Annotated in this window: 25 protein-coding genes; 16 read left to right on the forward strand and 9 right to left on the reverse strand. The window is 73.8% G+C overall.

What is annotated here, in order from left to right; all coding sequences use genetic code 11:
* The first annotated feature begins 11 nt into the window (after nt 1-11).
* Nucleotides 12-326 (forward strand): TetR family transcriptional regulator C-terminal domain-containing protein, encoded by a 315-nt coding sequence (locus JD77_RS15720; protein ID WP_145775068.1) that lies wholly within the window; start codon nt 12-14, stop codon nt 324-326.
* Between the two features lie 85 nt (nt 327-411).
* Here JD77_RS15720 and JD77_RS15725 read toward each other — a convergent pair whose 3' ends face one another.
* Nucleotides 412-633 carry a hypothetical protein gene (locus JD77_RS15725; protein WP_145775069.1) on the reverse strand — a complete coding sequence of 74 codons (222 nt, stop codon included), beginning with the start codon at nt 631-633 and terminating at the stop codon, nt 412-414.
* Nucleotides 634-661: 28 nt separating this feature from the next.
* Nucleotides 662-1,495, reverse strand: a complete 834-nt coding sequence (locus JD77_RS15730; RefSeq protein WP_145777606.1) for an SDR family NAD(P)-dependent oxidoreductase — start codon at nt 1,493-1,495, stop codon at nt 662-664.
* 133 nt (nt 1,496-1,628) lie between these two features.
* On the opposite strand from JD77_RS15730, the gene JD77_RS15735 reads away from it, so the two are divergent.
* The gene (locus JD77_RS15735; protein ID WP_145775070.1) at nt 1,629-2,585 is read left to right on the forward strand and encodes an HpcH/HpaI aldolase/citrate lyase family protein; all 957 of its coding nucleotides are present in this window, start codon (nt 1,629-1,631) and stop codon (nt 2,583-2,585) included.
* A gap of 64 nt (nt 2,586-2,649) precedes the next feature.
* On the opposite strand, the gene JD77_RS15740 is transcribed toward JD77_RS15735, so the two are convergent.
* A complete protein-coding gene (locus tag JD77_RS15740; RefSeq protein WP_145775071.1) occupies nt 2,650-3,183 on the reverse strand; it encodes a DUF4190 domain-containing protein in 534 nt (177 codons plus the stop codon).
* 155 nt (nt 3,184-3,338) lie between these two features.
* Here JD77_RS15740 and JD77_RS15745 point away from each other — a divergent pair, with 155 nt between their 5' ends.
* Nucleotides 3,339-4,154, forward strand: coding sequence for an SDR family NAD(P)-dependent oxidoreductase (locus JD77_RS15745; protein ID WP_145775072.1), 816 nt, complete (start codon nt 3,339-3,341; stop codon nt 4,152-4,154).
* Between the two features lie 35 nt (nt 4,155-4,189).
* On the opposite strand, the gene JD77_RS15750 is transcribed toward JD77_RS15745, so the two are convergent.
* Entirely contained in the window at nt 4,190-4,594 is a 405-nt protein-coding gene (locus tag JD77_RS15750) for a DUF4190 domain-containing protein (RefSeq protein ID WP_145775073.1), read from the reverse strand.
* Nucleotides 4,595-4,771: 177 nt separating this feature from the next.
* On the opposite strand from JD77_RS15750, the gene JD77_RS15755 reads away from it, so the two are divergent.
* Nucleotides 4,772-5,968, forward strand: coding sequence for an acyl-CoA dehydrogenase family protein (locus JD77_RS15755; RefSeq protein WP_145775074.1), 1,197 nt, complete (start codon nt 4,772-4,774; stop codon nt 5,966-5,968).
* A gap of 82 nt (nt 5,969-6,050) precedes the next feature.
* Here JD77_RS15755 and JD77_RS15760 read toward each other — a convergent pair whose 3' ends face one another.
* On the reverse strand, nt 6,051-6,461 hold the full coding sequence (locus JD77_RS15760) for a CoA-binding protein (protein WP_145775075.1): 411 nt from the start codon (nt 6,459-6,461) through the stop codon (nt 6,051-6,053).
* Between the two features lie 26 nt (nt 6,462-6,487).
* Nucleotides 6,488-7,540 (reverse strand): Rv2578c family radical SAM protein, encoded by a 1,053-nt coding sequence (locus JD77_RS15765; protein ID WP_145777607.1) that lies wholly within the window; start codon nt 7,538-7,540, stop codon nt 6,488-6,490.
* A 92-nt stretch (nt 7,541-7,632) separates the two neighbouring features.
* Here JD77_RS15765 and JD77_RS15770 point away from each other — a divergent pair, with 92 nt between their 5' ends.
* Entirely contained in the window at nt 7,633-8,052 is a 420-nt protein-coding gene (locus JD77_RS15770) for a thiol-disulfide oxidoreductase DCC family protein (RefSeq protein WP_145775076.1), read from the forward strand.
* Here the strand turns inward: JD77_RS15770 and JD77_RS15775 are convergent.
* The 3 genes from JD77_RS15775 to trxA all read right to left on the reverse strand — a co-directional run bounded on the left by JD77_RS15775 (nt 8,016) and on the right by trxA (nt 9,882).
* Nucleotides 8,016-8,981: an HTTM domain-containing protein gene (locus tag JD77_RS15775; protein ID WP_170286460.1), complete on the reverse strand. Its 966-nt coding sequence runs from the start codon at nt 8,979-8,981 to the stop codon at nt 8,016-8,018. The genes JD77_RS15770 and JD77_RS15775 overlap by 37 nt on opposite strands.
* The gene (locus tag JD77_RS15780; protein ID WP_145775078.1) at nt 8,939-9,379 is read right to left on the reverse strand and encodes a hypothetical protein; all 441 of its coding nucleotides are present in this window, start codon (nt 9,377-9,379) and stop codon (nt 8,939-8,941) included. The genes JD77_RS15775 and JD77_RS15780 overlap by 43 nt, the downstream gene beginning before the upstream one ends.
* Before the next feature lie 140 nt (nt 9,380-9,519).
* Nucleotides 9,520-9,882 carry a thioredoxin gene (gene trxA, locus JD77_RS15785; protein ID WP_145775079.1) on the reverse strand — a complete coding sequence of 121 codons (363 nt, stop codon included), beginning with the start codon at nt 9,880-9,882 and terminating at the stop codon, nt 9,520-9,522.
* Between the two features lie 545 nt (nt 9,883-10,427).
* On the opposite strand from trxA, the gene JD77_RS15790 reads away from it, so the two are divergent.
* The 11 genes from JD77_RS15790 (at nt 10,428) to JD77_RS15835 (ending at nt 18,903) form a co-directional block, all read left to right on the forward strand.
* Nucleotides 10,428-10,943, forward strand: coding sequence for a MaoC family dehydratase (locus JD77_RS15790; protein WP_145775080.1), 516 nt, complete (start codon nt 10,428-10,430; stop codon nt 10,941-10,943).
* Between the two features lie 99 nt (nt 10,944-11,042).
* Nucleotides 11,043-11,552 carry a hypothetical protein gene (locus JD77_RS15795; RefSeq protein WP_145775081.1) on the forward strand — a complete coding sequence of 170 codons (510 nt, stop codon included), beginning with the start codon at nt 11,043-11,045 and terminating at the stop codon, nt 11,550-11,552.
* A gap of 53 nt (nt 11,553-11,605) precedes the next feature.
* Complete coding sequence (locus tag JD77_RS15800) at nt 11,606-12,232, forward strand: TrmH family RNA methyltransferase (protein ID WP_145775082.1); 627 nt, start codon at nt 11,606-11,608, stop codon at nt 12,230-12,232.
* Between the two features lie 112 nt (nt 12,233-12,344).
* A complete protein-coding gene (locus tag JD77_RS15805) occupies nt 12,345-13,028 on the forward strand; it encodes a DUF6758 family protein (protein WP_342799686.1) in 684 nt (227 codons plus the stop codon).
* Nucleotides 13,029-13,144: 116 nt separating this feature from the next.
* On the forward strand, nt 13,145-13,303 hold the full coding sequence (locus JD77_RS32110) for a hypothetical protein (RefSeq protein WP_170286461.1): 159 nt from the start codon (nt 13,145-13,147) through the stop codon (nt 13,301-13,303).
* 6 nt (nt 13,304-13,309) lie between these two features.
* Nucleotides 13,310-14,182 carry a PH domain-containing protein gene (locus tag JD77_RS15810; RefSeq protein ID WP_145775084.1) on the forward strand — a complete coding sequence of 291 codons (873 nt, stop codon included), beginning with the start codon at nt 13,310-13,312 and terminating at the stop codon, nt 14,180-14,182.
* A 103-nt stretch (nt 14,183-14,285) separates the two neighbouring features.
* On the forward strand, nt 14,286-15,053 hold the full coding sequence (locus JD77_RS15815) for a SigE family RNA polymerase sigma factor (protein ID WP_145775085.1): 768 nt from the start codon (nt 14,286-14,288) through the stop codon (nt 15,051-15,053).
* A 5-nt stretch (nt 15,054-15,058) separates the two neighbouring features.
* Nucleotides 15,059-16,342: a hypothetical protein gene (locus JD77_RS15820; protein WP_246140689.1), complete on the forward strand. Its 1,284-nt coding sequence runs from the start codon at nt 15,059-15,061 to the stop codon at nt 16,340-16,342.
* 10 nt (nt 16,343-16,352) lie between these two features.
* Nucleotides 16,353-17,234 (forward strand): PHP domain-containing protein, encoded by an 882-nt coding sequence (locus JD77_RS15825; protein ID WP_145775087.1) that lies wholly within the window; start codon nt 16,353-16,355, stop codon nt 17,232-17,234.
* A gap of 31 nt (nt 17,235-17,265) precedes the next feature.
* Nucleotides 17,266-17,880 carry a MarC family protein gene (locus tag JD77_RS15830; RefSeq protein WP_145775088.1) on the forward strand — a complete coding sequence of 205 codons (615 nt, stop codon included), beginning with the start codon at nt 17,266-17,268 and terminating at the stop codon, nt 17,878-17,880.
* Nucleotides 17,881-18,060: 180 nt separating this feature from the next.
* Nucleotides 18,061-18,903: a RecB family exonuclease gene (locus tag JD77_RS15835; protein WP_246141294.1), complete on the forward strand. Its 843-nt coding sequence runs from the start codon at nt 18,061-18,063 to the stop codon at nt 18,901-18,903.
* Nucleotides 18,904-18,907: the final 4 nt, after the last annotated feature.

Here is an 18,907-nt window from a genome sequence, read left to right on the forward strand (position 1 = left end):
CCGCATCAGGTGTGCGGCCACCGCACGGCGGCGTCCCCGGCCGGGTCGGCCTCGCGTTCCTCGCCTACGCGGCCGTACGCCCCGACGTGACCGCCCAACTGCGCGGGGACACCGCGCGCCTCGTCCGGTACGTCGCGGACCTCGTCCGGGCCGGCCAGGGGGCGGCAACCGGCCGGTCCCGGGTGGACCCCGAGGCTGCCGCGGCCGGGCTGCTCGCCACGATGGAGGGGCTCGGCATCTACCTGCTCAACGGCCATCTCACGCCGGAGCAGGCGCTGGCCGCGCTCGACGCGCAGCTCTCCCTGATCTTCGAGCGGCACCCGTAGCCCGACCGTACCGTCTGAGCCGCCCGACGGTCCGAGCGGCCCGCACGCCGGTGCGGGCCGCTCACGGTGTGGTGCGCTCTGCCGGTCAGCCCGAGCCCTGGCGGTGGATGCGCCCCTCGTGCGCGAGCTTGGACCGGCCGTGGTCGCGCTCGCTGCCGGAGGTGCCCGTCGCCGCCCGCTCGTGGCGGCGCTTCGGGGAGTGCTCGATCTCCGAACCCTGTCGGCCCCGCGCGCCGCTGCCCGGATGCCGCCCGGCCCGTGCCGACTCGCCGCCGCTGTCGTGTTTGTTGTGTTTCTGGCTACCCATGGCGCACGCGTACCCGGTGAGCCGGCGGCTACGCGCCGTCCTCGCCGACGCCGACCGCCTTCGCGCTGGCCGCCCAGAGGCGGGCGGCGAGCCGGGGGTCGGTCGCCTTGCGCAGCGGCCGCCGGGGTCGGCGGTCGAAGTAGTAGCCGCCGTCCACCAGCCGCGCCGGGTCCTGGTTGGCCAGCCAGACCAGGGTCTCCGCGCCCCTCTCCGGGCTGCGGAACGGCAGCACCCGCATGCCGAGGGCCACCAGCCGACTGTCCGCGCCGAACCGGGTCCGCACCACGCCGGGGTGGAACGAGTACGCGGGGACCTCCGGCCAGCGCCGGGCCGCCTCGGCGGTGAACAGGATGTTCGCCTGCTTGCTGGTGCCGTACGCGCGCATCGGCCGGTACCCGCGCAGGCTCGCGTTCAGGTCGTCCGGGTCCAGCGCCCCGCTGCGGTGCGCCCCCGAGGCGGTGACCACCATCCGGCCCACCCGGTCCCGCAGCAGGTTGCTGAGCAGGAACGGGGCCAGGTGGTTGGCCTGCATGGACAGCTCGAAGCCATCCACCGTGGTGACCGGCCGCAGCACGATCGCCCCGGCGTTGTTGACCAGTACGTCGATCCGGTCGTACGCCGCCCGCAGCCGCTCCGCCAGCCCGCGTACGTCGTCGAGGACCGCGAAGTCGGCGCGGAACAGCTCGGGACGCTCGCCGGACGCCTCGCGTACCCGGTCGCCCGCCGACTGGAGGCGGGCCGGATCCCGGCCGACCAGTACCACCCGGTCACCGCGCCGCGCCAGGTCGACGGCGGCGGCCAGCCCGATGCCCGAGCTGGCGCCCGTCACCACCACGGTCCGGCGCCCAGTGAGATCTTCCACAGGTCCATTCACCCCGGTCATGGCGCGAGGTTACCGTGGCGTCACAAACACCTTTGGGATCGTTAAGCCCGCCCGCGCGGCGGCACCCGTCTGCCCGTCGGCCCGCCCGCCGACGCGGGAAGGAGCGCACTCGATGGCCGCTGTCGGTCGCCCCCGCCGGTCCTGCCTCGCCGTGCCGGGTTCCAGCGTGAAGATGCTCGGCAAGGCCCAGGGCCTCCCCGCCGACCAGGTGTTCCTCGACCTGGAGGACGCGGTCGCCCCGCTCGCCAAGCCGGACGCCCGCAAGAACATCGTGGCCGCCCTCAACGAGGGCGACTGGGCCGGCAAGACCCGGGTGGTCCGGGTCAACGACCTCACCACCCCCTGGACGTACCGGGACGTGATCGAGGTCGTCGAGGGCGCCGGGGCCAACCTGGACTGCGTCATGCTGCCCAAGGTGCAGAACGCCGCCCAGGTGCAGTGGCTGGACCTGACGCTCACCCAACTGGAGAAGACCCTCGGCCTGGAGGTCGGCCGGATCGGCATCGAGGCGCAGATCGAGAACGCGGCCGGACTGGTCAACGTGGACTCCATCGCCGCCGCCTCGCCCCGGGTGGAAACCATCATCTTCGGCCCGGCCGACTTCATGGCCTCGATCAACATGAGGTCCCTGGCGGTCGGCGCGCTGATCCCGGACTACCCCGGCGACCCGTACCACTACATCCTGATGCGCATCCTGATGGCCGCCCGGATGCACGACAAGCAGGCGATCGACGGCCCGTTCCTGCAGATCCGCGACGTGGCCGCGTTCCGCGAGGTGGCCAGGCGCTCCGCGGCGCTGGGCTTCGACGGCAAGTGGGTGCTGCACCCGGGCCAGATCGACGCGGCGAACGAGGTCTACTCCCCGAGCCAGGCCGACTACGACCACGCCGAGCTGATCCTCGAAGCGTACGAGCACTACACCTCGGAGGCGGGCGGCAGGCTCGGCGCGGTGATGCTCGGCGACGAGATGATCGACGAGGCGTCCCGCAAGATGGCGCTGGTGATCGCGGCCAAGGGCCGCGCGGCCGGGATGACCCGTACGTCGAACTTCACCCCGCCGGCCGGCTGATCCCTGGCCGCCGGGCGAGCCGTCGTCGCCGGTGCCGCCCCGGGTCCCAGGGCGGCACCGCGCGTCAGAAGGTGGGCGTGCTGCCGCCGGTGTCGGCGGTGGCGACCGCCAGGACGATGATCACGACGTAGAAGATGATCAGCAGCACGAACAGGCCGGTGAGGATCCAGCCGACGATGATGGCCGCCTTGGCCATCCCCTCGCCGCCCTCGCCGCTCTCCCGGATCTGCTTGCGGGCCACGTGCCCGAGGATCGCGCCGATCGGCGCGGTGATGCAGGACGCGATGCCGACCAGGGAGAGCACCAGGGCGGCGATGGCCATCCCGTTGGTCTTCTGGGCGGCCGGGTAGCCGTAACCGGGGTAACCGGGCGGGGCGTAACCGGGCGGGGCGTAGCCCGGCGCGGCGTACGGGTCGCCGCCCGCCGCCGGGGCCTGGTCCGACTTCGCCCCCGTGTACGGGTCGAACGGGGCGTACGGGTCGGGGCCGGCCGGCTGGGTGGGGATGGGCTGCCCCATCGCCAGCGTCGGGTCGGCCGGCGGGGCCGAGGGCTGCGACCAGGGGTCGTTCGGGCCGCCGGACGGCGGAGGATAGGTCATCGGAGGTCTCCGTCTGTCGAGGGTGCGCGCCGTCAGGGTAGCCAGGCCGGGGAAACCGGGTGCGCCCGTCAGGGTAGCCAGGTCGAGGCGAAACCGATGGGCGCGTCTCCGGGTGCCGCATTGCCCGGCGCGGCGGAAGCGGGCAGGATCGCGGCATGGCAATCGACGTGCGGACCGGGCAGGACGCGCCGGCGTCGCTGGCCGAGCCGGTCACCATGCGGCTCGACGGCAGGGTCGCCCTGGTCACCGGGGCGGGCAGCCAGGACGGCATCGGGTACGCCACCGCGCGCCGGCTGGCCGACCTCGGTGCCCGGGTGGCGATCGTCTCCACCACCCGTCGCATCCACGAGCGCGCGGGGGAACTGGGCGTGACCGGCTTCGTCGCCGATCTGACCGACGAGTCGGAGGTCGGCGCGCTGGCCGACGCGGTCAGCGAGCAGCTCGGCGACGTCGAGGTCCTGGTCAACAACGCGGGCCTGGCCAGCCGGGCCAGCCCCGAGGTGCTGCGCCCGGTGGCCCAGTTGAGCTACGACGAGTGGCGGGGCGAGATCGACCGGAACCTCACCACGGCGTTCCTGTGCAGCCGCGTGTTCATCGGCGGGATGGCCGAGCGGGGCTGGGGGCGGATCGTCAACCTGGCCGCCACCGCGGGTCCGGTCAACGCGCTGCCCACCGAGGCCGCGTACGCCGCCGCCAAGGCGGGCGTGGTGGGGCTGACCCGGGCGCTGGCGATGGAGATGATCGCCGACGGCGTCACGGTCAACTCGGTGGCCCCCGGCATCATCCACACCGCCGCGTCCACCGTGACGGAGTTGCGGCAGGGCCTCGGCACGCCGGCGGGCCGCCCCGGCACCCCCGACGAGGTGGCCGCGGCCATCGCCTTCCTCTGCTCGCCGGCGGCGTCCTACATCACCGGTCAGATGCTGGTGGTGGACGGCGGCAACAGCGTCCGGGAGGCGCAGTTCCGCTGAGCGGGCGCGGCCCGGCCCGCCCGGCGGCGGGCCGCTCAGCGGTACGTGCCGCCGTCGGAGCCAGCCCAGATGGCGAACGCGATCCAGCCGCAGCAGGCGAGCACGCCCAGCACGGTGAAGACGTAGCTGAGGATCAGCCCCCAGGTGGCGAGCTGGTCGCCCTCCTCACCTGTTCGCTGGATCTGCCGCTTGGCCACGTGCCCGAGCACGATCCCGGCCGGGGCGAAGACGAACGCGAACACCAGGGACAGCACGGCGAGGACGTTCGTCCCGCGGCCCGGTCCCGGCGGCGGGTACGGGCCGGGCTGGCCGTACCCCGTCGGTGGCTCGTACCCGATCGGCGGCCCGGGTGGGCCGTGCCAGCCCGCGCCCGGCCCGCCCCCGCCCGGCGGCTCGTACGGGGACGGCGGTTGGTCCGGCTCCTGCGCTGGGTGACTCACTCGCCACCTCCCGTCGCACCGTCGTGACCTGGCCTGTATTGCGGACGCTACCCGCAGCGGTGAACCTTTTCACAGAGGTTGTGTGGACTGGTCACCTTGGCCTCGTCGGCCAGGCGGGCTGATACTGACCGCGCGTTCAGTTACCTATGAGTAATGCGTCGATCCCCGGAGGCTGAGATGGCCCGACTCGCCCAGACGCCCGGCCTGACCGATGTGCAGCGGTCGATCCTGGAGACTGTTCGGGAGTTCGCCGACAAGGAGATCATCCCGCACGCCCAGCGGCTGGAGCACGCCGACGAGTACCCCACCGACATCCTCGACGGGATGCGCGAGATGGGGCTGTTCGGCCTCACCATCGCCGAGGAGTACGGCGGCCTCGGCGAGTCCCTGCTGACGTACGCGCTCGTGGTCGAGGAGCTGTCCCGGGGCTGGATGTCCATCTCCGGCATCGTCAACACGCACTTCATCGTGGCGTACCTGATCTCCCAGCACGGCTCGGCCGAGCAGAAGGCCCGGCTGCTGCCGAGGATGGCCACCGGCGAGGTGCGCGGCGCGTTCTCCATGTCCGAGCCGGAGTGCGGCTCCGATGTCTCGGCCATCAAGTCCAGGGCCGTCCGCGACGGCGACCGGTACGTCCTCAACGGGCAGAAGATGTGGCTGACCAACGGGGCGTACTCCTCGGTGGTCGCCACCCTGGTGAAGACCGACACCGGCGCCGACTCGGTGTACGGCAACATGAGCACCTTCCTGCTCGAGAAGGAGCCCGGCTTCGGCGAGACCGCGCCCGGCCTCACCATCCCCGGCAGGATCGAGAAGATGGGCTACAAGGGCGTCGAGACCACCGAGATGGTGCTCGACGGCGTCACCGTTCCCGAGACCGCCATCCTCGGCGGCCCGGAGCGGCTCGGCCGTGGCTTCTACCAGATGATGGACGGCATCGAGGTCGGCCGGGTCAACGTCGCCGCCCGCGCCTGCGGCATCTCCATCCGGGCCTTCGAGTTGGCCGTCGCGTACGCCCAGCAGCGCAGGACGTTCGGCCAGCCGCTGGCGAAGCACCAGGCGGTCGCGTTCAAGCTCGCCGAGATGGGCACCAAGATCGAGGCGGCGCACGCGCTCATGGTCAACGCGGCCCGCCTCAAGGACGCCGGCCAGCGCAACGACGTCGAGGCCGGCATGGCCAAGCTGCTCGCCTCCGAGTACTGCGCCGAGGTCGTCCAGGAGGCGTTCCGCATCCACGGCGGCTACGGCTACTCCAAGGAGTACGAGATCGAGCGGCTGATGCGGGAGGCGCCGTTCCTGCTCATCGGCGAGGGCACCTCGGAGATCCAGAAGACCATCATCTCCCGCGGCCTGCTCAAGGAGTACAAACTCTGACGGCCGTTCCAGGACGCCATGACGGCGACATGGGGGTATCCGACCCACTCGGGCACCCCCATATCGGCGGCATCGGTGCGGGTCAGCCCAGCCGGGTGAGGCCAGCGGCGGCGCGCTCGATGATGAGGCAGGCGTCCTCGACGTAGTCGATGCCGCCCTCCTCGGCGATCCGTCGCGCCTCGGGCGAGACGATGCCGAGCTGCAACCACACCGCGGGCGCGCCGATCTCCACCGCCTCGCGGACCACCTCGACCGCGTCGGCCGGTCGGCGGAACACGTCGACCAGGTCGACCGGGTGCGGGATGGCGGCCAGCGACGGGTACACCCGCTCGCCGAACAGCTCGCCGTCCAGCGTCGGGTTGACCGGGATGATCCGCCAGCCGTACCGCTGCATCTGCGCCGGCACGGTGTGCGCCGGCTTGCGGGGGTCGCGGGACGCGCCCACGACGGCGATGACGGCGGCGTCGGCGAGGATCTGCTGAGCGGTACGCACCCCGCGACTCTAATCGACAGGCGACCTCACAGCAGCGTGAGCTGCTCGGCCGGCGGTGCCTTCGGCGGCGGCGGCTCCGGCAGCCGGCGGTTGTCGCTCACCTCCGCGCGGTGCAGGCCGTGCCGGCGCGCCGCCATCCGCACCCGGGCGGTCAGCTCCCGCTGGTACGCCTGCGGCGCGTACGCCCCGGCCCGGTACAGCTCCCGATAGCGCGGGACCAGCCGGGGGTGCTCCCGGCCGAGCCAGCCCGCGTACCACTCGCGGGCGCCGGGGCGCAGGTGCAGTGCCAGCGGCGTCACGCTGGCGGCTCCGGCGGCGGCGACGGCCGCCACGGTGGCGTCGATCGACTCGTCGGTGTCGCTGAGCCCCGGCAGGATCGGTGCCATCAGCACCCCGACGGCGAAGCCCGCGTCGGCGAGCGCCCGGACGGCGTCCAGCCGGCGGCGCGGGCTCGGCGTGCCCGGCTCGACCGAGCGCCACAGCGCCTCGTCCACGAACCCGACGGAGAACGACACGCCCACCTGGGTCACCTCGGCGGCCTGGCGCAGCAGCGGCAGATCCCGCAGGATCAGCGTGCCCTTGGTGAGGATCGAGAACGGGTTGGCGAAGTCGCGCAGCGCCTCGATGATCCGCGGCATGAGGTGGTAGCGCCCCTCGGCGCGCTGGTAGCAGTCCACGTTGGTGCCCATCGCGACGTGCGCGCCGCGCCAGCGGGGCGCGGCCAGCTCCCGCCGGACCAACTCGCCCGCGTTGACCTTGACGATCACCTTCCGGTCGAAGTCCGCCCCGGCGTCGAGGTCGAGGTAGGTGTGAGTGTTTCTCGCATAGCAATAGACACATGCATGGCTGCATCCGCGGTACGGGTTGATCGTCCACTCGAACGGGACGCGCGACGCGCCGGGGACCCGGTTGATGATCGACTTCGCCCGCACCTCGTAGAAGGTCATCCCGGCGAAGCCGGGGGTGTCGAAGGTGCGGACGGTCGCGCCGGGCAGCGCCAGCGGCAGGGGTGGCGTCGCCGGCGCTGCCCGCTCGGGAGTCGCCTCGTCCGGGGGAGCGGAGAGGCTGTCCCAGCGCATGGCCATTATTCGAACATGCGTACGAGGGAAGCGCAAGTGACCTGCCGGACACCGGCACCCGGCGCGTCGCCGGCCGGAGGAGGATGGGAGGCATGAAGACGTCGACCTTCGTCTACGACGGCGACTGCGCGTTCTGCACTCGCTGCGCCGGGTTCGTCGAGCGCCGCATCCCCACCGGCGCGCGCGTGGTGCCCTGGCAGTTCGCCGACCTCGACGCGCTGGGTCTCACCCCCGCCGAGTGCGAGGAGGCCGTGCAGTGGGTCGGCGCGGACGGTTCCCGCGCCGCCGGGCCGGACGCGATCGCGAAGCTGCTGGGCGACAGCGGCCCGCTCTGGCGGGTCGCCGGGGCCGGGCTGCGCCTCGCGCCGGCGCGGGCGCTGGCCTGGCCGGCGTACCGCTGGGTGGCCCGCAACCGGCATCGGCTCCCCGGGGGCACCGCCGCCTGCTCGCTGCCCCAGGAGGCGCGGGAGCGCCTCTACGGCCCGGCCGGGCGGCCCAGCGCCGGCGCCTGACCGGCTGCGGGCACGGGGTCGGCGGGCTCGTCGCTGGGCGCCCCGGCGCCCGACGGGTCCGGCCCGCGCCGGCCGGTGAGCCGGCGTGCCCAGCGCAGCGGGCGCACCCGCTCCAGCGGCAGAAAGCTGGTCATCGCCACCAGGTGTGGCGCGAACGAGATGGTGATCGCCGCGAACGTGACCAGGTGGAACGAGTAGAAGAAGCCGACTGTGGCCAGCCGCCAGCGTTCCGGCAGCAGGAAGACCGCGGGGCTGAGCAGCTCGAACGCGAGGAGGCCGAACTGCGCCACCAGCAGCAGGTGGGGGACCCCGGCGATCAGGTCGGCCAGGTCCGTGCCGCGCCGGATGATCGCCTTGGCGAGCACCGACCCGGTGGCCCAGTCGAGGCCGCCGAACCGGAACTTGGCGAAGGCGGCCAGGAAGTACGTGCAGACCACCGCGATCTGCGTCACCCGTAGGGCCCAGCCGCCGGCCTCGGTGCGGGTGGGATCGCCGTGCCGGGCGGCCCCGGCGGTGGGGAGCACGGCGAGCGCGACGAGCAGGCCGAACCGGTCGTGGTCGACCTTGCCGTAGCTCATCGCGATGATCATCCACTCCAGGTAGAGCGCGAAGACCGACCAGCCGAGCAGCCGATGGGCGCGGCCGGTGGCGGCGAGCAGGGCGAGGAGCAGCAGGGCCCAGAAGATCGCGCCGACCAGCGCGGAGGTGGGGGTGGGCAGCGGCAGCACCCGCCCGAGGAACAGCGGCTGGTACAGCTCGCCGGGGACGTCGACCCGGGTGCGTACCCAGGGTGTGAAGAACACGAGGTCCGCGGCGGCGAAGAGGTAGACCAGGGTGCGGAAGGCGGCGACCCGGCCGCGCGGCACCGCCTCGGTGAGCCAGCGGGTCACCGGTCCGCCCGCCAGCTGACCACCGTCTCGTCCCGCCATCGGCCGGTGGGGCGGCTGTCCTCGATGCCGTACCAGCGGATCACGATGCGCACCTCGACCAGCTCGGCGGCGTCGGGGTGGCGCTCGGCGTACGCGTCGGCGACCTGGCGCAACCGGGCCGGGTCGGCGACGTACCGGCTCTGCTGGCCCTCGATCTCGGCCCGGCGGATCCCGGTGGCGTCCTGGCCGAGGTCGACCACTGCCCCGGTGCGGTCGACGCCCTCCACCCGGGTGTCGGGGGCGGCGGCGTCCGGTGGATCCGACGTGGAGTACATCCGGAACGGCCCGAACGGGAAGTGGTCGTCCGTGCCCCAGACGGTGCCGGCGAGCAGCAGGCCGAGGCCGAGCGCGGTGGCGCCCAGCCGGGCTGCCCGGCCACGGCGGGTCAGTGTCTCCATCGGGTCAGGACGATACGGGATGGATGGTCCGTGGCGGGTCCGTCCGACGGCCAGCACCGGCGTCCGTACCGCCCGCGTGCGGGGCGGGGCAGGGCGACGGCCGGGCCCCGCCCGGGCCCGGCCGTGAGAAACGCTGGGGCTCAGTGCCCGTGCTCGGCCAGCTTCTTGCGGACGTCGTCCATGTCGAGGGCCTCGACCTGCTGGATCAGGTTCTCCAGGGCGGACTCGGGCAGGGCGCCCGGCTGCGCGAACACGATCACGCCGTCCCGCACGGCCATGATCGTCGGGATGGACCGGATGTCGAACTGCGCGGCCAGCGCCTGCTGCGCCTCGGTGTCGACCTTCCCGAAGACGATGCCCGGGTGCTTCTCGGAGGAGCGCTCGTAGACCGGGGCGAACCGCTTGCACGGGCCGCACCACTCGGCCCAGAAGTCGACGAGGACGATGCCGTCGCTGCCGGTCACCTCGTCGAAGTTCGCCGTGGTCAGCTCAACGGTTGCCATTGCAGTCTCCGATCACCGCGGAATCACCTACGCCCCCCTGTAACCAGGACAGGTCCCGTCGAATTCCCGGGTGACCGACACCGAAACCCGGGGAGGGTGCCGGGCGGGGCGCGCCAGGACATCGAGCATCATATGTTGGCCGAATGTTGCGGAGCGCACATGCAGCAAGCACTTGCGTGACAAGGGGTGATGGGAGCGCTTCCAGTCAGGTCGCGCCCCCAACCGTTCCGGGGGCTCGATTTGACACTTGGCAGGCATCGATCCGGCCTGTGGAGATCGCTTCACCGATCGTGTCCGATCACCCCAAGTATTGTTACGAAAAGGTAAATGTGACGCCCGTCTCTATGCGTCCGCTCCGACCTGCGGCAGAATCTTCCGCATCAGAGCGTGGGCGGCGGGTGCCGGGGAGGGCCCCGCCGCTCATTGCGTCTCCCCCCGGGTGTGGCCGATGTGACATTTCCTCGGCGGTTCCGCCCCGGCCGTCGCCTTAACATCCGGTAAGGCATCCTGAGTCGAACTCCGTCGCCGCCCTGAAGGGGACACCGATGCAGTTCGGCCGCTACTACGAGGAGTTCGAGGTCGGCGCGGTCTACCGGCACTGGCCGGGCAAGACCGTCACCGAGTACGACGACCATCTCTTCTGCCTGCTCACCATGAACCACCACCCCCTGCACATGGACGCGCACTACGCCGAGTCCGCGAGCCAGTTCGGGCGCAACGTGGTGGTGGGCAACTACATCTACTCCCTCCTGCTCGGCATGTCCGTGCCGGACGTCAGCGGCAAGGCCATCGCCAACCTGGAGGTGGAGTCGCTGCGGCACGTCGCCCCCACCTTCCACGGCGACACCATCTACGGCGAGACCACGGTGCTGGACAAGCGCGAGTCGGAGTCGAAGCCGGACCGGGGCGTCGTGTCGGTCGAGACCCGCGGCTACAAGCAGGACGGCACGATGGTCTGCGTCTTCCGCCGCCGGGTGATGGTGCCCAAGCGGGAGTACGCCGCGGCGACCGTCGCCGAGGGCGTCGACCCCGAGCGGCCCAGCTTCCCCGAGCCGCGCTGACCCCGCGCCGTCCGTACGTCTCCGGACCCCGCCCGCCGGGTTCTCCGCGGGCGGGGCCCGGCGCCCTGTCCGGGGCATATGCTGGCGCCGGAGGTTCCCATGAGCCACTCCGTCGCCGGAGAGCCGCCCGCCGCCGGCCGCCGCGCCGCACCGCTGACCACCGCCGTCTACTCCGCCGCCGAGTGGGAGCTGCTGACCAATCTCCCCGGGCGCGTACTCGTCGCCGCCGCCGTCCCCGCGCCCGGACGCCCGCCGCGCGGCGTGGCCGCCGGGCTCGCCGGCCTCGACGCGGTGGCCGCCGGCCGGGTCTTCGACAGTGACCTGGTGCGCGCCGTGGTGGCCGCCATCTACGCCCGGCACGACAGCTCGACGTCTCCGGCCGACCGGCTCACCGACCTGGTCGACCTGTTGGCCTCCTGCCGGGCCGCCGTCCGGGTGCTGCGCCGCCGCGCCGACCCCGCCGACTCGGCCGCCTACCGGCAGTGGGTGCTGTCGGTGGCGGCCCGGGTCTGCCGCGCCGTCCCCGTCGGCGGGGCGGCCGACGTACCCACCGCGCCGGTCGACCGGCGCTTCCTGGAGCGGCTCGGCGGGGCGCTCGACCTGCGCTGACCCGGTCACCCGCGCGCCCGCGGCGGCCGGCTTGGCCGTACCCTCTGCAGACCGTGACCGGTGACCAGTTCGACGTCGGCGTGGGGCCGTGGCCCGGCGACCTCCCGGACGACCCCCGGTACGACCCGGAGCTGCTCGCCTCCGGCGACCGGCGCAACGTGGTGGACCGGTACCGGTACTGGCGGCGTGAGGCCGTGGTCGCGGACCTGGACCGGCGCCGGCACGACTTCCACGTGGCGATCGAGAACTGGCAGCACGACCTCAACATCGGCACGGTGGTCCGCAACGCCAACGCGTTCCTGGCCGCGGAGGTGCACGTCGTCGGGCGGCGGCGGTGGAACCGGCGGGGCGCGATGGTGACCGACCGCTACCAGCACGTGCGGCACCACCCGACGATCGAGGAGTTCGTCGCCTGGGCGGCGGACCGCGAACTGCCCGTGGTCGGCATCGACAACCTGCCCGGCTCCCGGCCACTGGAGACGACGACGCTGCCGCGCCGCTGCGTGCTGCTGTTCGGCCAGGAGGGGCCGGGCCTGTCCGACGCGGCCCGGGCGGCCTGCGCGCAGCTGTTCTCCATCGCCCAGTACGGCTCCACCCGGTCGATCAACGCCGGGGTGGCCAGCGGCATCGCGATGCACGCCTGGATCCGCGCGCACGCCGGCCCGCCGCCGGTGGACTGACCGCCCCGCCCGCGTCCGGACGTCCCGCCGTGCGGCACGGCGGCCGGGGAAAACCGCGTCTCAACTTGACGGGCGCCCTCGGCAGGGTGACGGTGGGAACGTGAGTGTCGCGGTGAGTTGCCCCAGGTGCGGCGGGTCTGTCCGGGAGCCGGACCTGATGCACAGCGAGTGGCGGTGCCCGCGCTGCGGTCCGGTGCCGCCGTTGCACGTTCCCGAGCACATCGGCGCGCAGATCGTGGCGAGCGTGGTGGACCGGGTCGCCGCCGCCGCGCCACCGGGCGGCCCGGCCACGCCGGTCTGGTGCCCCTGGCCGTTGCCGCCCGGCTGGACCCTCACCGGCGTCGCGTACGCGGGGGACGAGCGGGGTGGGGTGCGCGCCACCGCGGTCGCCTGCGCGGGGCCGGAGCCGCTCGGTGGCGGCCCCGCGGACCTGCTCTTCGTGGCCGAGGAGCCGGGCGTCGGACTGGGCACCCGGCTCGCCGGGATGCCCGGCCCCGACCCCGGCCCGCAACTCGCCGAGGCGCTGACCGACCCCGGGCCCGGGCATCCCGAGCATGTCGGGCAGGCCAGGATCCGGGTGGGCGGTCATCCCACTCCACTGTGGCTCGTGAATTCGCCCACGGATCGAAGCGCGTACGCGGGCGAGGCTCGGGGATTGTGGCTTCATGCGATAGCCTGGCCGGCGAGCGCGGGGCATCTGCTCGCCGAGGACGTGGAACTGCGCGACCTCACGGAGTGGACGCCCGCCGAGCTCGTGTACGGCGCACCGTCTCCGTACCTGCACGGGGGGGCTTGACAACCGTCCTGTTCAGTCGGAGAACGGACGCAGAGATTCACTTTACGACACCTTACTGATACTCTGGGTGCCGCTGCGGTAAGTGGACCCGGCGCCGCGCGAGAGGATGGCCCGCCATGGTCAAGAAGGTCCTCACCTGGGCCGGTATCGCATTCTTGATCTTCTTTGTCGCATACCGGCCGAACTCCGCCGCAGACGTCTTCAAGTCCATCGGCGGCGGCATCATGGACATCGCGCAGGGCTTCGGCGACTTCTTCACCAGCCTGGTCGCCTAGCCGCCCATGGGAAGCCCTTCCGGTCCGCCCTACGACCCCGACGACCCCGACCGGGAGCGCCGCGAGCGAGACACGGAGCCGATTCCCCGAATCGGCCCCGAGGACGGGCCCGGCCCGGGCCGCGACCGCCCCGACGACCCCTTCTTCTCGGACGACGTCGGCTACGGCGACGGCCCGTACGGCGAGGGCCGGTCCGGGCGGTCGTGGGTCCGCGATCCCGAGTCCGGGTACGAGCCGCCCCCGCAGATCACCGAGGACGAGCTCGCCGGCCTGCGGGTCGACGCGTCCGGCCTGGCGTCCGGCTCCCGGCGGGTCCTGCCGCTGGAGGACGAGCCCAGCTCGCTGACGGCGCGCTATCTCTTCCCCACCGAACGGTTCCGGGGCGAGTGGAAGCGGCACTGGATCCATCTCGCCACCCCGATCGCGGTGGGGATCGCGGCGACGTTCGTGCTCGGCTACCTCTCCGGCTTCCTCGCCGGGCAGGACGTGGGCGCGCTGACCACCGTCGCGGTGCTGCTCTGGTTCGCGGTGATGGGCTGGGTCGCGTGGCGGGTCGCCGACTGGTGGTACGACCGGTTCATCCTGACCAACAAGCGGGTGATGGTCGTCAACGGCATCGTCACCCGCAAGGTGGCGATGATGCCGCTGGCCCGGGTCACCGACATGAAGTACGAGCAGAGCCCGGCCGGTCGGGCGTTCAACTACGGCACGTTCGTGCTGGAGTCCGCCGGCCAGGACCAGGCGCTCCGCGAGATCAAGAACCTGCCCAACCCGAACGAGCTCTACCTGCGCGTGGTCGAGGAGATGTACGAGCCGGCGGCGGTCGAGGCGCGCCTGACCAAGCAGGCCGAGGAGGCCAAGGCCGACGACGGGGCGTGAAACTTTTCGTCCGAACATCGGAGGAAGGGCGCACCATCTGCCGTCGCCCCGGCCTCGTCCGGCATGGCAGCCTGCCAGCAGGCACGGGGGCGGGAGGTGAGCGGTGGCCGGCAGGGACCCGCTGGAAGAGGAGTTCCGCGAGTTCGTCGCGGCCCGCTCCGGTGCCCTGCTGCGCACCGCGTACCTGCTCGCCGGTGACTGGGCCACCGCCGAGGACCTGCTCCAGACGGCACTGACCAAGACGTACCTGGCGTGGAAGCGGCTCGGCGGGATCGAGGCGATCGAGCCGTACGCCCGACGGGTCATGGTCAACACCTCGACGAGTTGGTGGCGCCGGCGCTGGCACGGCGAGCGGCCGACCGAGGTGCTGCCCGAGCGGGCCGGGGCCGACGAGATCGAGCGGCAGCTCGACCGGGACGTGCTGTGGCGGCACCTCAGGGCGCTGCCCAGCCGCCAGCGGGCCGTGCTGGTGCTGCGGTACTACGAGGACATGTCGGAGGCGCAGACGGCCGCCCTGCTCGAGATCTCGCCCGGCACCGTGAAGAGCCAGACCTCCCGGGCGCTGGCCACCCTGCGGCGCCGGCTCGGCGAGCAGGCCGCGCTGGAGCTGTCCGGGGCCGCCACGGAGGCGAGGGGCGCCGGCCCGGCGGCGGCCTCCGGCGCCGGCGGCCGTACCGTTGGCGGCCCGCGACCCGCGGCCGCCCGGACGACCCCGCGCCGGACCGTGCCGGCCCCCGCCACGCCCCCCGATGTTCCCGCCCCGCCCGCGGTCCGGCCCGCCACGCCGCCCACGGAGGCCGACGCCCGACCGGTCGACGCGCTGCCGCTGCCCGTCGAGGTGGCCGACGTGGTCGGCGCGGAGAGCAGGTGAGCCGCGTGCCGACCCCCGCTGACAACCGGACGGCCGGCCCCGGGCGTCCACTCGACGTGACACGGGACGAGCTGGAGCGAGCCGTACGGGAGACCTTCTCCCGGCAGGTTGCCGTGCCTCGACCGCTCGCCGCCGATCCGGCCGGCCTGGCCATCCGCCGGGCCACCCGGATCCGCCGCCGCCGCGCACTGACCGGCACCGCCCTGGCCGGCGTGGCCACCGTGCTGATCAGCGCCGGCATGGTGAACATCAGCGGGCCGGCCGGCCGGCCGACCACCCAGCCGGTGGTGCTCGGCGACCCGGGCGGCTCCGCCGGCGCGATCGCCCCGGACCCGGTGCCGGCACCGTCGGCCGGGCCCTCGCGGCCGGTGGTCCAGTCGGCCGTCGACCTGGTCGTCGGCGACGTTCTCACCACGACCCGCAACCAGCAGATCGCCCTGACCGGGATCAGCCCCGTCGACCGGGCGCAGCGCGTCCGCGAGGAGGGGGGCTGGCTGGTCGTGGGCTCGCCGGGCGCCGCCGGCCGAACCCTGGTGTCCGTGGGGCCCGACGGCACCACCCAGCGGCTGCTCGCGGGGGCGCAGGCGGTCGCCCTCGCCGCCGACGGACGGCAGGTCGCCTGGCGCGACGGCGACCAACTCTTCGTCGCCGGGGTAACCGGTGGCAAGTTGATCGCGGTCACCGGTACGCCGGCTCCCGGCGCGGCCGTGCCGGCCGGCTTCGTCGGCGACGCCGTCCTGGTCCGACTCGACCCGGCCGGGCCCGGGTACGCGCTCTGGCGCCCCTACACCGGCCGGGTGACCACCGGGGGCGGGCGGGACGTCCTCGCGGTCCACGGAACGCTGCCGGACGGCCGGGCGGTCGGGTTGGTCTCGGCCGGTACGCCGCGCCGACCCTGCCTCGCGCTGCTCGATCCGCGCGACCTCGCCGCCACCCGCACCGCCTGCGGCCCGGCGCTCGACGCCGACGGGCCCGGCGCGGTCTCCGCCGACGGTCGCTGGCTGCTGGCCAACGGCCGGGCCGGCTCGTCGGCGACCGCGCTGCTGGTCGACCTGTCCACGCTCGGCCGGACGCCGGTGGCCCGGCCCGCCGGTCCGCCGCTGACCGGCGCGGTTGCCTGGACGCCCGCCCAGACCGCCTGGTACGCCGACCGGCACGGCGGGCTGGTGCTGGTGCGCCCCGACCGGGTCGCGGCGGGCGAGGCGGCGCGGCCGACGCCGGTGACCGGCGTCGCGCCGGGCACGCCGATCGTGGCCGTCACCGCCGCGATCGCTGGGGGCGGCGGGTAGCGTCGGGCCGATGAGCGCGTACCCGGCGCCGGCCACCGCCCGGATCGACCTGCACACCCACTCGACGGCCAGCGACGGCACCCTCACCCCGGCTCAACTGGTCCGGGCGGCGGTCGACGCGGGCCTGGACGTGCTCGCGATCACCGACCACGACACCACCGCCGGCTGGGAGCCGGCGGTGCGGGCGCTGCCCCCGGGGCTCACCCTGGTCCGCGGCGCGGAGCTGTCCTGTCGCTGGTACGGCGTCGAGCCGTCCGTGCCGCTGCACCTGCTCGCGTATCTGTTCGACCCCGCCGAGCCGGAACTGGCCGCGGAGCTGACCCGGGTGCGGGCAGCCCGCGAGATCCGCGGGGAGCGCACCGTCGAACTGCTGCGCGCCGACGGCGTCGACGTCAGCTGGCCCGAGATCCTCGCCGGGGCGGCCGGCGGGACGGTGGGCCGACCGCACATCGCCCAGGCGCTGATCCGGGCGGGGCTCGTCGCCACCACCACCGAGGCGTTCGGCCCGGCGTGGCTGGGGGAGCGGTACCGGCTGCCCAAGGAGGACATCGACGTGTTCCGGGCCGTACGGCTGGTCCGGGCGGCCGGCGGGGTGCCCGTCTTCGCCCACCCGAGGGCCAGCCGGCGGGGCCGCATCGTGCCCGACCGGCTGATCGTCGAGCTGGCCGACGCGGGGCTGGCCGGGCTGGAGGCCGACCACGAGGACCACTCCGCGGCCGAGCGGGAGCACGTCCGGGCGCTCGCCGCCGAGCTGGGCCTGCTCGTCACCGGCTCGTCCGACTTCCACGGCACGCACAAGACCGTCCGGCTCGGCGCGTTCACCACCGGGGCCGAGGCGTACGGGCGGATCGTGGCCGCGGCCACCGGGGTGACCCCCGTCGCCTCGAGCTGAGCGTTCCGCGTCCCGCCGCTACCGTGGCGGAGTGGATCTCAAGCTGTTCGGCGAGGTCTTCGTGACCCTCCTGGTGATCGTCGACCCGCCCGGCATGATGCCCATCTTCGTCGCGCTGACCGGGCCGCTGTCCGCCCGCGACCGGAACCGGGCCGCCTGGCAGGCCGTCGCGCTGGCGCTCGGCGTGATCGTCGTCTTCGCCGTGGCCGGGCAGACCCTGCTCGCGTACCTGCACGTGGACCTGCCGGCGTTGCAGGCCGCCGGCGGCCTGCTGCTGGTGCTGGTCGCCCTGGAGCTGCTCACCGGCAAGGCCGACGATCCCGCCCAGCAGGCGACCTCCAACATCGCGCTGGTGCCGCTCGGCACCCCGCTGCTCGCCGGTCCCGGTGCCATCGTGGCGACCATGCTCTTCGTCCAGCAGGCCTACTCGCCCGCCGACTACACCGCGATCGCGGCGGCGATCGTCGCGGTGATGCTCGCCGTCTGGATCGTGCTGCGCTTCTCGGGCGTGATCGTCAAGATCCTCCGTCCCGGCGGGATCGAGGTGCTCACCCGGATCGCCGGGCTGCTGCTGGCCGCCATCGCGGTGCAGCTCATCGCCGACGCCATCGCCAGCTTCGTCACCCAGTACGCGAACATGGTCTGAGCATCCGGCGTGGTCGTCCCCGGCGCGCGGCGGACGCCTGGGCCGGGATGTCGTACGGGCGTGGCAGGATCGCGGGGTGCGTCCCCCCTCCCCAGCCGGCCGATCCGGCCGACCCGCCGCCGGGCCGGGCCGGGCCCCCGGCCCCGCGCCGCCCAGCCCGAGCAGCTCGGCTTCGAGGGCATGCCGGAGCGGCTCTTCGTCTGCACCCCCAGCAAGCTCGGCGCGTACGCGGACTGCCCGCGCCGCTACCGCTACTCGTACGTGGACCGGCCCGCGCCGCCGAAGGGCCCGCCGTGGGCGCACAACTCACTCGGCGCCAGCGTGCACAACGCCCTGAAGAACTGGTACGCCCTGCCCGCCGACCGGCGCCGCCCGGAGGCGCTGCCGACGCTGCTCAAGGGCACGTGGGTCCGGGAGGGCTACCGCGACGACGAGCAGGAGCGCGACGCGTACCGGCGGGCGCTGGCCTGGCTGGAGTCCTACGTCGACACCCTGGAGCCGGGCGCCGACCCGGTCGGCGTCGAGCGGGTGGTGGCGGTGAAGACGGCGGTGCTGGCGTTCAACGGCCGCGCCGACCGGATCGACGCCCGGCCCGGCCCGGCCGGCCCTGAGCTGGTCATCGTCGACTACAAGACGGGCCGCGCCGGGCTGGACGCGGACGACGCCCGGGGCTCGCAGGCGCTGGCCCTCTACGCGTACGCCGCCGAGCGGGTGTTCCGCCGGCCGTGCCGCCGGGTCGAGCTGCACCACCTGCCCACCGGCACCGTCGCGGCGCACGAGCACACCCCCGAGTCGCTGGCCCGCCAGGTCGCCCGCGCCGAGGACACCGCGCGGGACATCATGGCCGCCGAACGGGCCGTCGCCGACGGCGCCGACGCCGACGAGGCGTTCCCCACCACCCCGGGGCCGCGCTGCGGCTGGTGCGACTACCGCCGCACCTGCCCCGCCGGCGCCGAGGCGCCGGGTAAGGAGCCCTGGGCGGCGCTGGAGCGCCCCACCGGGCCCGCACCCGACGCCGGCTGACGCG

Source organism: Micromonospora olivasterospora (assembly GCF_007830265.1).
GTDB lineage: Bacteria > Actinomycetota > Actinomycetes > Mycobacteriales > Micromonosporaceae > Micromonospora > Micromonospora olivasterospora.

Excerpts from the sequence above, each read along its gene's own strand:
- JD77_RS15790 (WP_145775080.1), top strand. The coding sequence starts at position 10,428 with ATGCAGTTCGGCCGCTACTACGAGGAGTTCGAGGTCGGCGCGGTCTAC.
- JD77_RS15775 (WP_170286460.1), bottom strand. The coding sequence starts at position 8,981 with ATGGCGGGACGAGACGGTGGTCAGCTGGCGGGCGGACCGGTGACCCGC.
- JD77_RS15735 (WP_145775070.1), top strand. The coding sequence starts at position 1,629 with ATGGCCGCTGTCGGTCGCCCCCGCCGGTCCTGCCTCGCCGTGCCGGGT.
- JD77_RS15765 (WP_145777607.1), bottom strand. The coding sequence starts at position 7,540 with ATGCGCTGGGACAGCCTCTCCGCTCCCCCGGACGAGGCGACTCCCGAG.
- JD77_RS15795 (WP_145775081.1), top strand. The coding sequence starts at position 11,043 with ATGAGCCACTCCGTCGCCGGAGAGCCGCCCGCCGCCGGCCGCCGCGCC.
- JD77_RS15740 (WP_145775071.1), bottom strand. The coding sequence starts at position 3,183 with ATGACCTATCCTCCGCCGTCCGGCGGCCCGAACGACCCCTGGTCGCAG.
- JD77_RS15825 (WP_145775087.1), top strand. The coding sequence starts at position 16,353 with ATGAGCGCGTACCCGGCGCCGGCCACCGCCCGGATCGACCTGCACACC.
- JD77_RS15810 (WP_145775084.1), top strand. The coding sequence starts at position 13,310 with ATGGGAAGCCCTTCCGGTCCGCCCTACGACCCCGACGACCCCGACCGG.
- JD77_RS15780 (WP_145775078.1), bottom strand. The coding sequence starts at position 9,379 with ATGGAGACACTGACCCGCCGTGGCCGGGCAGCCCGGCTGGGCGCCACC.
- JD77_RS15755 (WP_145775074.1), top strand. The coding sequence starts at position 4,772 with ATGGCCCGACTCGCCCAGACGCCCGGCCTGACCGATGTGCAGCGGTCG.
- JD77_RS15770 (WP_145775076.1), top strand. The coding sequence starts at position 7,633 with ATGAAGACGTCGACCTTCGTCTACGACGGCGACTGCGCGTTCTGCACT.
- JD77_RS32110 (WP_170286461.1), top strand. The coding sequence starts at position 13,145 with ATGGTCAAGAAGGTCCTCACCTGGGCCGGTATCGCATTCTTGATCTTC.
- trxA (WP_145775079.1), bottom strand. The coding sequence starts at position 9,882 with ATGGCAACCGTTGAGCTGACCACGGCGAACTTCGACGAGGTGACCGGC.
- JD77_RS15835 (WP_246141294.1), top strand. The coding sequence starts at position 18,061 with ATGCCGGAGCGGCTCTTCGTCTGCACCCCCAGCAAGCTCGGCGCGTAC.
- JD77_RS15725 (WP_145775069.1), bottom strand. The coding sequence starts at position 633 with ATGGGTAGCCAGAAACACAACAAACACGACAGCGGCGGCGAGTCGGCA.
- JD77_RS15745 (WP_145775072.1), top strand. The coding sequence starts at position 3,339 with ATGGCAATCGACGTGCGGACCGGGCAGGACGCGCCGGCGTCGCTGGCC.